The sequence below is a fragment of the Nocardiopsis endophytica genome (genome assembly GCF_027706725.1).
Classification (GTDB): Bacteria; Actinomycetota; Actinomycetes; order Streptosporangiales; family Streptosporangiaceae; genus Nocardiopsis_A; species Nocardiopsis_A endophytica.
This window is the reverse complement of the sequence record NZ_JAQFWQ010000074.1, coordinates 22317-36607: the sequence shown is the minus strand read 5'-3', so window position 1 is coordinate 36607 and position 14291 is coordinate 22317. Positions and strand designations below refer to the sequence as shown.

The 14291-nt window shown below is 75.8% G+C and carries 11 protein-coding genes; 8 read left to right on the top strand and 3 right to left on the bottom strand.

Annotated features, from left to right (window positions below; all coding sequences use genetic code 11):
- The first annotated feature begins 150 nt into the window (after positions 1-150).
- Together O4J56_RS21985 and idi are read left to right on the top strand one after the other, a co-directional pair.
- On the top strand, positions 151-1119 hold the full coding sequence (locus O4J56_RS21985; protein ID WP_270688268.1) for a UbiA family prenyltransferase: 969 nt from the start codon (positions 151-153) through the stop codon (positions 1117-1119).
- A 40-nt stretch (positions 1120-1159) separates the two neighbouring features.
- Positions 1160-1708, top strand: coding sequence for an isopentenyl-diphosphate Delta-isomerase (idi, locus tag O4J56_RS21980; protein WP_270688266.1), 549 nt, complete (start codon positions 1160-1162; stop codon positions 1706-1708).
- 10 nt (positions 1709-1718) lie between these two features.
- On the opposite strand, the gene O4J56_RS21975 is transcribed toward idi, so the two are convergent.
- Positions 1719-2717, bottom strand: coding sequence for a zinc-binding dehydrogenase (locus O4J56_RS21975; protein WP_270688265.1), 999 nt, complete (start codon positions 2715-2717; stop codon positions 1719-1721).
- Between the two features lie 334 nt (positions 2718-3051).
- On the opposite strand from O4J56_RS21975, the gene O4J56_RS21970 reads away from it, so the two are divergent.
- The 6 genes from O4J56_RS21970 (at position 3052) to O4J56_RS21945 (ending at position 11905) form a co-directional block, all read left to right on the top strand.
- A complete protein-coding gene (locus tag O4J56_RS21970) occupies positions 3052-5460 on the top strand; it encodes an ATP-binding protein (RefSeq protein ID WP_270688264.1) in 2409 nt (802 codons plus the stop codon).
- A gap of 432 nt (positions 5461-5892) precedes the next feature.
- Positions 5893-7137, top strand: coding sequence for an IS701 family transposase (locus O4J56_RS21965; protein ID WP_270688263.1), 1245 nt, complete (start codon positions 5893-5895; stop codon positions 7135-7137).
- A gap of 132 nt (positions 7138-7269) precedes the next feature.
- Positions 7270-8454: a 3-deoxy-7-phosphoheptulonate synthase gene (locus tag O4J56_RS21960; RefSeq protein ID WP_333563818.1), complete on the top strand. Its 1185-nt coding sequence runs from the start codon at positions 7270-7272 to the stop codon at positions 8452-8454.
- Positions 8455-8499: 45 nt separating this feature from the next.
- The gene (locus O4J56_RS21955) at positions 8500-9282 is read left to right on the top strand and encodes a 2,3-dihydro-2,3-dihydroxybenzoate dehydrogenase (RefSeq protein ID WP_270688261.1); all 783 of its coding nucleotides are present in this window, start codon (positions 8500-8502) and stop codon (positions 9280-9282) included.
- A gap of 32 nt (positions 9283-9314) precedes the next feature.
- Positions 9315-10010: an isochorismatase family protein gene (locus tag O4J56_RS21950; protein WP_270688260.1), complete on the top strand. Its 696-nt coding sequence runs from the start codon at positions 9315-9317 to the stop codon at positions 10008-10010.
- Positions 10007-11905, top strand: coding sequence for an anthranilate synthase family protein (locus O4J56_RS21945; protein ID WP_270688258.1), 1899 nt, complete (start codon positions 10007-10009; stop codon positions 11903-11905). Before O4J56_RS21950 ends, O4J56_RS21945 begins: the two co-directional genes overlap by 4 nt.
- Positions 11906-11974: 69 nt before the next feature.
- Here O4J56_RS21945 and O4J56_RS21940 read toward each other — a convergent pair whose 3' ends face one another.
- Together O4J56_RS21940 and O4J56_RS21935 are read right to left on the bottom strand one after the other, a co-directional pair.
- A complete protein-coding gene (locus O4J56_RS21940; RefSeq protein ID WP_270688257.1) occupies positions 11975-12565 on the bottom strand; it encodes an NADPH-dependent FMN reductase in 591 nt (196 codons plus the stop codon).
- Positions 12566-12614: 49 nt separating this feature from the next.
- Positions 12615-14213, bottom strand: a complete 1599-nt coding sequence (locus O4J56_RS21935; protein WP_270688255.1) for an MFS transporter — start codon at positions 14211-14213, stop codon at positions 12615-12617.
- Positions 14214-14291: the final 78 nt, after the last annotated feature.

The window sequence follows — 14291 nt, the reverse complement described above, 5'->3', positions numbered from 1 at the left end:
CCGAGGACATGAAGGACGAGGGCGTGGAGTCCGGCGAGCCGTCCGTGGCCGTCGCCGGCTGAACGCCCCGCGGCCGAGGGGCCCCGCCCGCGGCGGCCCCTCGGCCCTCCGAACGACCGAAGGCCTCCAGGAGACCATCGAGGAGCGATCGTGAGCACGTCATCGGAAGGAATCGCGCAGGCGCGGCCGGGCCTCCTGGAGCACCTCGGACGCTACGCACGGCTGATCAAGTTCAAGTTCGTCCTGGACTTCTACCTCTCCCTCGTCATCGTCGCCACCCTCCTCGGCCCCGCGGGCCTCGCCGCGCCGGGGGCGCTGACCGCCCTGGGCCTGTTCGCCGTGGGCATGCTCGGGGTGCTGTCGGCCGTGATGACCCTCGACGACGTCACCGGGGCCAAGGACGGCAGCGACAGCGCGAACTACGCCGGGAGCGAGAACACCGCGCTCCGGCCGCTCAAGCGCAAGCCCCTGCTCACCGGTGAGCTCTCGGTGCGGCAGGCACAGGTGTACGGGTACGCGTGCCTGGCCTGGGGCGCCCTGTGGTGGGCGGCGGCCGTGCTGCTGGCGCCCGATCCGGCGCTGTGGGCCGTGGTCGTCACGGCGCTGCTGCTCACGCTCAGCGTCCAGTACTCCTGGGGGCTGAAGCTGAGCTACTACGGCCTCGGGGAGGCCGTGCTGCTCTTCTCAGCGTCGGCCTTCCTGATCGCCCCCTACGGCCTGGCGACGGGGGAGCTGCCGGTGCTGGTGCTGGCCCAGGGGCTGCTCTTCGGGTTCGGGCAGCTGCTCATCGCCGGATACTCCAACACCAACGACCGGGAGGGCGACGCCGCGGCGGGGCGCCGCACCGTCGCCGTGCTCACCTCCGCGCGGGGCAACGCGGCCTTCCTGGGCGCCCTCACCGCCGCCAACCTGCTGGTGGTCCTGGTGCCGGTGGCCGCCGGCGCGGTGACCCCCTGGTTCGCGGCCGCGCTGCTGCCCTTCGCCGCCGTCCGGCTCCACCAGTACGCCGGGTTCCTGCGCACCGGCGACCCGCTGCCCGCCCGCAGCCTGGGCATCAAGGCGTTCCGGACGCTCGTGGTGTGCCTGGTCGCCTTCAACCTGATCCGCCTCGCCCTGTGACGAGGACGGCACGAGGACGAGACGAGAAGACGGAGGAGCCGTGACCGACACCCCGATCCTGGTGGAACTCGTCGACCGGGACGGCCGCACCCTGTCCACCTCGGAGAAGATCGCCGCGCACCGCCCGCCGGGCGCCCTGCACCGCGCCTTCTCCGTCTTCCTCTTCTCCGCCGACGGCAGGATGCTGCTGCAGCGGCGTGCGCGGGGCAAGTACCACTGGCCGGGGGTCTGGTCCAACGCGTGCTGCGGCCACCCGCTGCCCGGCGAGCCCCCGTTCCTGGCCGCGGCGCGCCGGACGGCCGAGGAGCTCGGCGCCGCCCCCGAGTCGCTGAGCGCGGTCGGCACGGTCGACTACGTGTTCACCGACACCGGGACGGGGCTGGTGGAGCGGGAGTTCAACCACCTGTTCGCGGGCCGGATCGGCGCGGACGTGCGCCCCGATCCGGCCGAGGTGGGCGAGACCGTGCTGGTGGCTCCGGACGGGCTCGCCGCCCTCCGCGCCGCCGAGCCCTTCTCCGCCTGGTTCGGCACGGTCCTGGAGGCGGCCGCCCCCGGGATCAGGGGCCTGGTCCCCGAGGGCGGCTGGTAGCGGCGGGCCGTCACCGGGCGCGGCCGGCGTCCCCGTCCGTGCGCAGCACGAAGCGGACCCCCGCGCCCTCGCCCGCCTCGAGGCGGCGGTGCACCTCGGCGGCCTCGGCGAGCGGCAGGACCTCCCGGCGCCGGGGCCGCAGGCGGCCGTCGGCGGCCAGCCCGCCGACGTGCCGGGCGGCCTCGGCGAGCTCGGGCACGGTCGCCTGGGAGATCGCGAAGCCGGTGACCGTCCGGTCCATCAGGTAGAGCGGACCGGCCGGGAGCACCGGCCTGGTCGCCATCCCGGCCAGCAGGACGGCCCGGCCCCTGCGGGCCAGCAGCGCCATCGCCCGCTCCAGGTCGTTCCGGCCGGCCGCGTCGATGTACAGGTCGGCGCCGCCGCCGCAGGCGCGGGCGGTCCGCTCGGCGGCGTCGGGCGCCCGGTAGTCCACCGCGGCCGCGGCCCCCAGCGCCCGGACGTGGTCGGCGTCGCGGGCGCTCGCCACCGCGACCACCCGGGCGCCCGCGCCGGCGGCCAGCGACACCAGGGCGCCGCCGACGTTGCCCCCGGCCCCGACCACCACCACCGTCTCCCCGGGACGCATCCGGCCGTGGACGAAGAGCGCCAGGTGGGCGGTGGCCGCGGGGTGGGCGAGCGCCGCGGCGTCCTCGGGCGCCGCTCCGCGGGGCAGGTGGTAGAGCCGGTCGGCGGGGACCGCGGCGCGCCGGGCGCAGGCGCCCTGGCGGCCGCCGTACCCCATGCTCAGGCTCCAGACCCGGTCGCCGGGGGAGAACCCGGGGGCGGAGGGCCCCGCCGAGACGACGGTGCCCACCAGGTCGCGGCCGATCACGAAGGGGAACTCCACGGGGGTCCGCCAGGCGCCCGAGCGGACGAAGGTGTCGACGTGGTTGGCGGCGGAGTACTCCACGTCGACGAGGACGTCGCCGGGGCCCGGAACGGGGTCGGGCACCTCTCCGACGCGGATGGCGCCGGGCGGCCCCAGCTCTTCGATGAACGCGGCTCGCATGGGTCGCATTGTGGCGGGGCGGCGGCGCCGGTGCGGGGAGGGGGACGGGCGTTTGTCAGCTCGGAGGCGGGGGACGGGGGCGGCGGGACACGGATGAACGCCCGGCCGGATTCATGATCTCGTCATATTGTCCCGCCTGCCGGTGCCGTCTAGCATTCCGTATACCGGGCGGACATAACGGGCGATCGGGTAATTACGGACCTCACGTCGCCTCTCCCTGCTCTTGAGACCCCGGCGGCGGCGACCCCGGCCGAACAGGGGATGCGATCCCCCGCCCGGAACACCGGAGAGCGAAGGCTACAAAGACGGGGAGAAGTAGCCAATCATGGAGACCATGGCGCGATCGGCGCCGGACGCGGCGGATTCGGTCACCATTCCGAGGACGACGCACTGGCGGCATTTCCCGACGCCCCTCGTCGGGCGCGAGGACGAATTGGACCACCTGTACCGGAGGCTGGCCGACCCGGCGGTGCGGATCCTGACCGTCACCGGACCGGTCGGGGTCGGCAAGAGCCGGCTCGTGACGGCGGCGCTCGGCCGGGCGGCCGACCTCTTCGGGGCCGGGACGCTCGTCGTGGAGCTGGACAAGGTCTGCGAGGAGAGCGGCGACCCGCGCACGGCCCCGGAGGCCGACGGCGGCCTGACCCAGGCGGAGATCGACGAGGCGCTCACCGACGTCTTCCCAGCCGGTGCCGAGGAGGCGCACCGCGCCGCGTCCGCGGGGCGGTTCCTGCTGGTCCTGGACGGGTGCGAGGAGATCCTGCCGGAGCTGCGGGCCTCCCTTCCCCGGGCGCTCTCCGCCTGCTCCTGGGGCGCGGTGATGATCGCGGCGCCCGAGCCGCTCGGCTCCTACGGCGAGGAGGTCGTGCGGGTCCCGCCGCTGCCGGTGCCGGACCTGGCGGCCGCCCACGACCCCGACGAGTGCGCGGCGGTCCCCTCGGTGCGGCTGTTCCTGCGCCGGGCCCAGGCCGTCCGCCCCGGGTTCCGGCTGACCCCGGACAACGCCGAGGCGGTGGTCCGGCTGTGCCGCCGCACCGACGGGCTGCCCCTGGCCATCGAACTGGCGGCGGCCCGCATGAAGACCAAGTCGCCGCAGAGCGTGCTCGAAGGGCTGGACGGCGACCTGGACATCCTCTCCGCCAGCGGGGGCGAGACGCTGTCCCGGCACCGCGGGATGCGCAGCGCGATCTCCTGGTCGCTCACCCGGCTGGACGCCGGGGAGCAGGAGCTGCTCGGCCGCGTCTCGGCGTTCCGCTCGGGGGTGGACCCCGCCGCCGCGACCTCCGTCGCCGACGCCGGGCCCGAGGAGGTCGAGGAGCGCCTGGCGCGCCTGGCCGACAAGAGCCTGCTGCACGCCGAGGAGGCCGACGACGGCGGTGTGGTCTTCCGCCTGCCCAACCTGACCAGGCAGTACGTCACCGAGTGGCTGCGCCAGAGCGGCGAGCTGACCCGGGTCCTGGAGATCCACGCCCGCTACTTCCTGCGCATGGCCGACATGCTGCAGCGCCCCGACGTGGAGGGGACGACGCTCGGCTGCATGCCGAACGGGCAGTTCTGGCGCGAGGACGTCGAGGCGGCGATGTTCTTCCTCTACGACAGCGGCGAGTCGGCCGCCGCCGCCCGGGTGGCCGCCGCGCTCGGCCAGTTCTGGTACGGGTCCGGAGCCCTGCCCCGGGTGGTGGTGCTCCTGCGCGAGCTGCTGGACTCCGGCCGCCTCCCGCCCGACGCCGCGCCGGCCGCCGAGGGCGCCCTGGGTGAGCAGCTGACCTGGCTGGGGGAGCACCGGGAGGCCGGAGTGCGGCTGGAGCGCGCCCTGCGCGGGCGCCGCGGGGACGACGCCGCCGGAACCGGCATGGACACCCGGCGCCTCGCGGACCTCGCCTTCCACCGGGGCGACCCCGCCGCGGCCGCGTCCCTGCAGCGGGAGGCGGCGACGCTGCTCGGGCGCGCCGGGGCCGGGTTCGAGCGGGCCAAGGCGCTGCGGGGACTGGCCGAGTGCCTGGCGGCGCTGGGGGAGGGGCCCACGGCGGTATCCGCGGCCGAGGAGGCCCACCGCGTCTCCGAGGCCCTGGGCGACGAGGCGGGGGCGGCGCTCGCGGACGCCGCGCGGGCCGGAGCGCTGGTCGCCGAGGGCGGCGTCCGGCAGGCCGAGGAGCTGTACCGGTCCGCGCTGGCCCGGATGCGCCGCCTGGACGGCCGGGTCGCCTGCGCGGGCGTGCTGGAGCGCCTCGCCGTGCGGTGGGTGTGCGATGACGGCGGGCGCGAGGCCCTCAGGCGCGCGGTGATCGGGATCGGGGCCGCGTCCGTCATGCGCTCCTCCACCCGGTGCGTGCCCGCCGTTCCCGACGCCGACGGGATCGACCGTGCGCTGGCGCGGGCCCAGGAGGGGCTGGGCGGCCGGCGCTTCGACGAGCTCTGGACCAAGGGGAGGTCCCTGGAGCTCGGAGCGGCGGTCGACCTCGTGCTGTCCCCGGTCCCGGACGAGGCCGCGGAGGCGCCTCGGCCGGAAGGGGGCCACACGCTGACCGCGCGCGAGTACCAGGTGGCCGAGCTGGTCGCGGAAGGGCTCACCAACCGCGGGATCGCCCGGCGGCTCGGCATCGCCGAATGGACGGCCATCAACCACCTGCGCAAGGTGATGCGCAAGCTCGGCGTCTCCTCCCGCGTGCACGTCGCCGGCTGGTTCCGGGAACGTGCGCGGGAGGGGCGGGTCCCCGGCCCACGCGACGGGCGGGAGAGGTGACCGTCCCACCCGTCCGCCCCGCGCCGGCGCCGCCCGGGGCCTGAGACAGGCCTGCCGCCCTGTCCCCGCGGCGGGCCGCCTCCCATTCCGCGGCGACGCACGGTCGCCACCGGAGTGCGCTGTGTCCCCATTCCTGTTCCGCGCCCGTATTCCGGCCCGCGCCGGAGTGCGGGCGCTTTCGCCTGCCACGGTGCTTGTCATTGTCATTGCCATGGCAGGGGGCATGGCAGGGGACCCGGCGGCGGCCGGGCGCCGATGGGTCGAAATTCGCCCGTGACCTCGGAATCCGCCGGTGCCAGACAACAACTTGCGGTATGCCTGCTATTTAACCGGCTCTCCCGGAATTCCTAGCCTTTCAGTGCTCGGACACTCTTTCAGGAAATTCCCCCGGCCGCACGTTCACGCCGGAGCGAAACCTTCGCGGAGGGCCGAATGAAGAGAAGCGCAGAAGGGCGACCGACCGCGGTCCGCCGCGCCGCGGGCGCGCCGGCCGCATTCCACCGCCGGGCCGGGGCGTCCCCCGCGTCCCGGGAGGACCGACCGGCCACCGACATCCTCCTGGCCCGCCTCGCCGACGGGCTGTTCTCCTCCCTCCACCGCAGCGACCAGCGCCGCAAGGGGACCGACTACCTGCGAGGACTGCTGTCCACGCCGGGCCGCAAGTCCATCCGGAACATGGCGGCGCTCATGGGCGGCAGCGGGACGGGGCAGAGCCTGCACCACTTCATCTGCAGCTCCACCTGGGACTGGGTCCCCGTCCGCCGGGACCTGTACGCGTTCGTGGAGCGGGAGGCCCCGCCCCGGGCGTGGGTGGTGCGGCCGATGCTCATCCCCAAGAGCGGCCGCCATTCCGTGGGCGTCGCCCGCTACGCGCCCGACTCCGAGGGGCCGGGACTGGTGGCCCAGCAGGCGGTGGGCGTGTGGATGGCCTCGCCCGCCGGGGCCGTCCCCGTCCACTGGCACCTGCACGTCCCCGCCCCGGGCGGGCCGGACCTGGCCGACGCCTCCGGAGAGCCGACCGCGGACCGCGCCGCCGACGCCTGCCTGGAGCTGCTGTCGGAGTGGGGGGTCCCCGCCCGCCCCGTGGTCCTGGAGGTGGAGGGCGCCGCGTCCGTCCCGGCGCTGCGCCGGCTCCGCGCGGCCGGCCTGTGCCCGGTGGCCCGTATCCCGGGGGACCTGCCGCTGCGGGTGACCGACCCGACCCTCGTCGGGCACACGGGGGCGGTGCTCCCGGCGCAGCGCATCATCGGGGCCGCGCGCGAGCTCCGCCGCCCCGTGCGCGCCGCGGGCGGCGGCCCCGGCCGCTCCCGCGTCCCGGTCCGCCGCCCCGCGCCGCCGGAGCTGGCGGCGACCGTCCGGACGGCACTGCCGGGAACCCCGTCCTCCCGCAGGCCGGACTCCGAGTACGCGCTGGTCGGCTTCGGCGCCTCGGACCCGGACTGGCCCCGGGAGCTGTGGCTGGCCGCGCTGCCCGCGCAGCGGGCCGCGGCCGAGGTCCCCTACTTCAGCCGCCTGGCGCGGCTGACCGAGCACCAGCAGAGGGTGGTCGGCGACCGGGTCGGGCTCCGCGACTACGCCGGGCGCTCGTTCGCCGGGTGGCACCGCCACACCACGCTCGCCTCCGCCGCGCACGCCGCCGCCCTGTTGTCCGAATGGGCGCCTCCGGAGGCCGCGTGAGGCGGGGCGGGGTGCGCACCTGACGAAGTCCTCCGGCCGCCGTGGCCCCGCGCGGCCCCCGCCGCCCACCATGGGGCACCCTCGCTCCGCCCGCGCGGGCCCCGACCAGGGGTGCAACGCGACTCGACGCACGTGGAGAAGTCTGTGGACGACGTCCTGCACGAAGCCGGCTCCGACACGGCCCCGCAACAGCCCGATTGGGCGGGCGACCCCTTCCTGCCCACGGCGCGGCGCGAACTCGCGATGCGCCCGCCGCTGGTGCGCGTCGGCGACACCGACCGGCTGCGCGCCCTGCTCGCCCGGGTGGCCCGCGGCGAGGCCCACGTGGTCCTGGCGGGCGACTGCGCGGAGGACCCCGCCGAGTGCGGCGCCCGCGACGTCGCCGCCAAGTCCGGGCTGGTGGAGATGCTCGCGGGCCGGATGAAGCTCGCGTCGCGCCGACCGGTGGTGCGGGCCGCGCGCATCGCGGGGCAGTACGCCAAGCCGCGCTCCCGCCCGACCGAGTCGGTGGCCGGAGTGGAGCTCGAATCGTTCCGGGGCCACCTGGTGAACGGGCCCGAGCCCGACCCGCGGATCCGCCGCCCCGACCCCGCGCGCCTGCTCGGCGGGTACGCCGCGGCGCGCACGGCCATGGGCCACCTGGGCTGGCTCGGCTCCCGGGGTGCGGCCGACGGGGCCGGCCCGGTGTGGACCGCCCACGAGGCGCTGCTGCTGGACTACGAGCTGCCCCTGGTGCGCCCCGCCGGCGACGGACGCGAGCTGCTGGCCTCCACGCACTGGCCCTGGCTGGGGGAGCGGACCCGGGACCCGGACGGGCGGCACGCCGCGCTGCTGGCCCGGGTGGCCAACCCGGTGGCGTGCAAGGTCGGCCCCTCCGCCTCCCCGGACGAGCTGGTGCGCCTGTGCGCCCTGCTCGACCCCGACCGGCGCCCGGGCCGGCTGGCCCTGACCGCCCGGATGGGCGCGGACACCGTCGCCGACGCGCTGCCTCCCCTGGTCGCCGCGGTGCGCAGGGCGGGGCACCCCGTGGTGTGGGTGTGCGACCCGATGCACGGCAACACGGTGTCCACCCCGGCGGGGCTGAAGACCCGCTACGTGGAGGCGATCGTGCAGGAGGTCGCCGGGTTCCAGGCGGCCGTGCGCGGTGCGGGAGGGGTGGCCGGCGGCCTCCACCTGGAGGCCACCCCCGAACCGGTCACCGAGTGCGTATGGGACCGCGGGCGCGTCGGCGACGTCGCCGGGAAGTACACCACCTTCTGCGACCCGCGCCTCAACCCCGAGCAGGCCGCCGCCGTGGTCGGGGCCTGGATCGGCTGACCCGAGAACGGCCCCGCGACGGGCCGGGAGAAAGGCAGGCACGACATGGGGAACGGAACGCAGCGCCCGGTCGCGGTGGTGACCGGCGCCGCAGGCGGAATCGGAGCCGCCGTGGTCAGGGCCCTGGCCGAGCGGGGGACGGCGGTGGCCGCCGTGGACCGCGACGCCGAGGCGCTGGGCGTGGCGGCCGACAAGCTCGCCGCCGACGGGCTGACGGTGCTCCCGCTGGAGGCCGACGTCGCCGCGGCCGAGGAGGCCGAGGCCGTGGCGGCCGCCGCCGAGGAGCGGCTGGGCCCACTGGAGTACCTGGTCAACGCGGCGGGTGTGCTGCGGCTCGGCGCCTCCTGGAAGCTCACCGCGGAGGAGTGGGAGACCACCTTCGGCGCCAACGCCTCGGGGGTGTTCAACATGGCCCGGGCGGTGGTGCCCCGGATGCTCCCCCGCAAGCGGGGGGCCATCGTCACCGTGGCCTCCAACGCCGCGGGCACCGCGCGCATGGCCATGGGGGCCTACTCCGCCTCCAAGGCCGCCGCGGTCATGTACACCAAGTGCCTGGGGCTGGAGCTGGCCGAGCACGGCATCCGGTGCAACGTGGTGGCCCCCGGGTCGACCGACACCCCGATGCTGCGCTCCATGTGGGGGCCGGGCGCCGGGCCGGAGGCCACGCTCGACGGCGACCCCGGGCGCTACCGCGTGGGCATCCCGATGCGGCGGCTGGGCGTGCCGGAGGACACCGCCTCCTCCGTGGTCTTCCTGCTCTCCGAGGAGTCCGCGCACATCACCATGCAGACGCTGACCGTGGACGGCGGCGCGACCCTGGGGGCCTGAACCCCCGTCCCGACCACCGGCGGAGGACGACGATGCCTGGAATACCCCCCATCAGCCCCTACCCCATGCCCACCGCGGCCGACCTGCCCGGGAGCACCCCGGACTGGACCCCCTCGCCGGAGCGCGCGGTACTGCTCGTCCACGACATGCAGCGCTTCTTCCTGCGCCCGCTGGCCGGGGCCGGGGGACTGGCCGAGGCGCTGGTGGAGAACTGCGTCCGGCTCCGGGACCGCTGCGCCGTCCTCGGGGTGCCCGTCGGCTACACCGCCCAGCCCGGCGGCATGACCCCCGAACAGCGCGGCCTGCTCAAGGACTTCTGGGGGCCGGGGATGACCGGCCGGCCGCAGGACCGCGCGGTCGTCGACGAGCTGGCCCCGGGGCCGGACGACTGGATGTTCACCAAGTGGCGCTACAGCGCCTTCCACGGGTCCGGGCTGCTGGAGCGGATGCGCGCCGCCGGGCGCGACCAGCTCATCGTCTGCGGCGTCTACGCCCACGTCGGGGTGCTGATGACCGCCGTGGACGCCTTCACCAACGACATCCAGGTGTTCCTGCCGGCCGACGCGGTCGCCGACTTCAGCCCCGGCTACCACCGGCTGGCCCTGGACTACACCGCACAGCGGTGCGGGGTGGTCGCCCTGACCGACGGCCTGCTGGAGGCGCTCGGCGGCCGTCCGGAGGGCGGAAGGGGCGGGGCGGCGGAGGACGCGGAGACGGTGTCGGCATGAGCGGGCGACCGGTGCCGGGCGGCCCCGGCGACCTGCTCGACCGCGTGCTGGCGGGGGAGGCCGGCGCGTTCGCGCTGCTGCACCGGCCCGAGGCGGCCCCGGGCGAGGTGGAGGTGCTCGCCGGCGAGGCCTCCACCGCCGCGGCGCTGGCGGACCTGCCCGGCCCCCGTCCGGGCGGGGCCGGATCCGGGGAGCGCCACGACGTCCTGGCGGTGGTGCCCTACCGGCAGATCGGCGAGCGCGGATTCGCGCACGTGGACGACGGGGCCCCGCTCATCGCCCTGCGGGTGGGGGAGCAGGCGTCGGTCCCGCTGCACCAGGCGCTGGACCGGATCCCCGACACCGGGATCCGGGCGTCCGGCGGACGCTTCGACCCGGACGACGCGGCCTACGCCGCGACCGCGCGGCGGATCATCACCGAGGAGATCGGGCGGGGCGAGGGGGCCAACTTCGTGCTCAAGCGCCGCTACACCGCGGTGATCGAGGACTTCTCGGCGCGCGGCGCGACCACCCTGTTCCGCAGGCTGCTGCGCCGGGAGAGCGGCACGTACTGGACGTACGCGGTGTACACCCCCTACGGCGCGTTCGTCGGCGCCTCCCCCGAGCGGCACGTGAGCCTGCGCGGCGGGACCGCGGTGATGAACCCGATCAGCGGCACCTACCGCTACCCCGAGTCGGGGCCCACCCTCGACGGCGTCCTGGAGTTCCTGGACGACCGCAAGGAGGCCGACGAGCTCTACATGGTCGTCGACGAGGAGCTGAAGATGATGGCCCGCGCCTGCGACTCGGTGCCGCGGGTCACCGGGCCGCACCTGAAGGAGATGGCGCGGCTGGCGCACACCGAGTACTTCATCGAGGGCGCCTGCTCCGGCGACCCCCGGGAGGTGCTGCGCCAGACCATGTTCGCGCCCACCGTGACCGGGAGCCCGCTGGAGAGCGCCTGCCGGGTGATCGCGCGGCACGAGCCCGAGGGGCGCGGGCACTACAGCGGCGTGGTGGCGCTCATGGGCCGGGACGCGGCGGGCGCGAGCACCCTGGACTCGGCGATCATGATCCGGACCGCGGAGATCGACCCGGCCGGGCGGCTGAGCGCCGGGGTGGGGGCCACGCTGGTCCGGCACTCCGACCCCGGGTCCGAGGTGCAGGAGACGCGGGCCAAGGCGGCCGGCCTGCTCGGCGCCCTGGACGAGGACGGCCCGCCGGAGCTGGGCCGCGACCCCCGCGTCCGCTCCGTGCTGGCCCGGCGCAACGAGCGGGTGTCCGGGTTCTGGCTGGGCACCGAGGCGCATACGGCGGTCCCGGCCCTGCGGGGCCTGGACGTCCTGGTGATCGACCACGAGGACACCTTCACCGGCATGCTCGCCCGGCAGCTCGAATCGCTGGGGCCCAGCGTGCGGGTGCGGCGCTTCGACGAGCCCGGGGGGCTGTGCGGGCCGGACCTCGTGGTGATGGGGCCGGGGCCGGGGGATCCGCGGGACGACGGCCACCACAAGATCGCGGCGGTCCGCGCGGGGCTGCGGACCCTGCTGTCCGCGGGCCGCCCGTTCCTCGCGGTCTGCCTGAGCCACCAGGTGCTCAGCCGGGAGCTGGGGCTGGAGGTCGTCCGCAAGGAGGTCCCCAACCAGGGGCTCCAGCTGCCGATCGACCTCTTCGGCCGCAGGGAGCGGGTCGGGTTCTACAACACCTTCACCGCGGTCGCGCAGGAGGACAAGATCGTCGCCGAGCGCTCGGGGGTGGGCCCGGTCGAGGTGGGCCGCGACCCCCGCACCGGCGAGGTGCACGCACTGCGCGGCGCGGGCTTCGCCTCCCTGCAGTTCCACTCCGAGTCCCTGCTCACCCAGGGCGGTGTCGCGATCCTCTCCCGGGTCATGGAGGGCGTGCTGTCCCCGCCCTGAGCGGGTCCGTGCCCGGTCCGCCCGAGGGCGGACCGGGACGTCCGGCGGGACGTGCCGCGGAACGGGCCGTCACACGGTGAACGGCCGCCGTCCGCGGGCCTCCTTCAGCGCCAGCGCCCACCAGGACAGCTGGTCGAGCAGCTCCTTGGCGGCGGCGTCGGCCCCCTCCGCGTCGGTGGGGCGCCCCTGGGCGTCGAACCTGTCCGGGAAGTCGCTGAACGCCACGGCACTGCGCACGGTGTGGGCGTGCACCTCGTTGAAGACGTTGCGCAGCTGCTCCACGGCCTGCAGCCCGCCGCCCGCGCCGCCGTAGGAGACGAATCCGACCGGCTTGGCGCTCCACTCCTCGAAGTACCAGTCGACGGCGTTCTTCAGGGATGCCGGGTAGCCGCGGTTGTAGACCGGGGTCACCACGATGAAGGCGTCGGCGGCGGCGAGGCGGGTGCCCAGCGCGGCGACCGGCTCCGGGAGAGGCTCGCTCTCGTCGTCCCCGCCCATGACGGTCGGCAGGCCGGCGTCGGCCAGGTCGACCATGTCGACGTCCAGGTCGCCGCGGCCGCGGGCGTGCGCGGCGATCCAGCGCGCCGGAACGGGCCCGAACCGGCCCACCCGGGTGCTCCCGATGATCACGGCGACGCGCAGGCGGTCGTTGTCGGTCATCTCGGTCCTCCTTGTCCACTGCTCGGTCGGGGTCGGGGTCGACGGGTCCTCACACGGTCCGGGGTGCGCCGGTGCCGGTCGGCTCGCCGGTGCCGCCACCGCCCGGGTCCTGCTCCGCCCGGGGATCCCCGTGGCGCGCCCCGGTCGTCAGGTAGCGGGCGATGACGGCGGCGACGGCGGCGACCACCACCGCGCCGACGGCGGTCGTCGCGGCGAATCCGGTCATGAAGGCCGACTGCGCGGCCGAGAGCAGGTCCGCCGCGGGGCCGGAGGGCAGCGATCCGGCCGCCGCCATGGCCCCGGCGAGGCTGTCGCGGGCGGGGCCGGCGGCGTCCCGGGGGATCCCGGCGGGCAGGGCGCCGGCCATCAGCGGCCGGTACACGGCGGCGGCCACGGCGCCCATCACGGCCACGCCGAGGCTGACGCCCATCTCGCCGAAGGTCTCGTTGACGGCCGCCGCGGACCCGCTCCGGTCCTCCGGCGCGGCCGCCATCACCTCGGTCATCACCAGCACGCCCAGCGGGGTCATGCCGAGCGCGATGACCGCCGAGACCGTGCCGGTCCACACCACGGGGGTGTCCGGCCCGAGGAAGGCGGCCAGGACGAGCCCGGTGGCGCCCACGGCCAGCCCGAGCAGCATGGCCGGCTTGGTGCCGATCCGCCCGGCCAGGGCGGGTGAGGCCAGAGAGGCGGCCATGGAGGCCAGGGAGAAGGGGACCAGCCACGCCCCGGCCACCGACGGCGGCAGGCCCTTGACCAGCTGCAGGTACTGGACGAGCAGCAGCATCACGCCGCCCATGACCAGGTTGGCGGCGAGCAGGGACCCCAGCCCGGCGGAGAACACGCGCATCCGGAACAGCGACAGGTCCAGCAGCGGGTCGTCCATGCTCAGCTGGCGCCGGGCGAAGAGCCACCCGGACACGGCCGCGAACGCGAGCGCGGCGAGGAGGGCGGGGCTCCACCCGCTCTCGGCGGCCTTCTTGAGCGCGTAGATGAAGGGCAGCAGGGCGCCCAGGGACAGCACCACGCTCAGCGGGTCGAGCCGCCCGGGCGAGGGCGAGCGGAACTCGGGGAGCAGGAAGGGGCCGGTGGCCAGGAGCAGCGCCATGACCGGGACCGCCATCAGGAAGACCGAGCCCCACCAGAACGCCTCCAGCAGCAGGCCGCCGATGACCGGCCCGGCGGCCGCGCCGGCGGTGAAGCAGGCCATCCACAGCGCGAGCGCGGTGGCGCGCTGCCGGTCGTCGGGGAACATGCTCTTGAGCAGGGACATGGTCGAGGGCATCAGGGTGGCCCCGGCGATGCCCAGCAGGGCGCGGGCGGCGATGAGCGTCTCGGCGGTGGGGGCGTAGGCCGCGGCGGCCGAGGCGGCGGTGAAGGCCGCGGCGCCGATCATGAGGAGCCGCCGGCGGCCGATGCGGTCGCCGACGGTCCCCATGGTGATCAGCAGGCCGGCCAGCAGGAATCCGTAGATGTCCAGGATCCAGAGCTGCTGGGTCCCGGTGGCCCCCAGGTCGGCGGACAGGTGCGGGAGAGCGAGGTGGAGGGCGGTGACATCGACGGAGAGCAGGAACACCGGCAGGGACAGGACGGCCAGCCCCGTCCACTCCCTGATCCCGGCCCTGCCCGGCGCCGTGCGTTCGCTCATGGGGGGTCTCCTCGGACTCGTCGTGGTCGACACCGAGGAGACTAGGAGTTCCAGTTAACTTGAAGTCAAAGGTGCGGA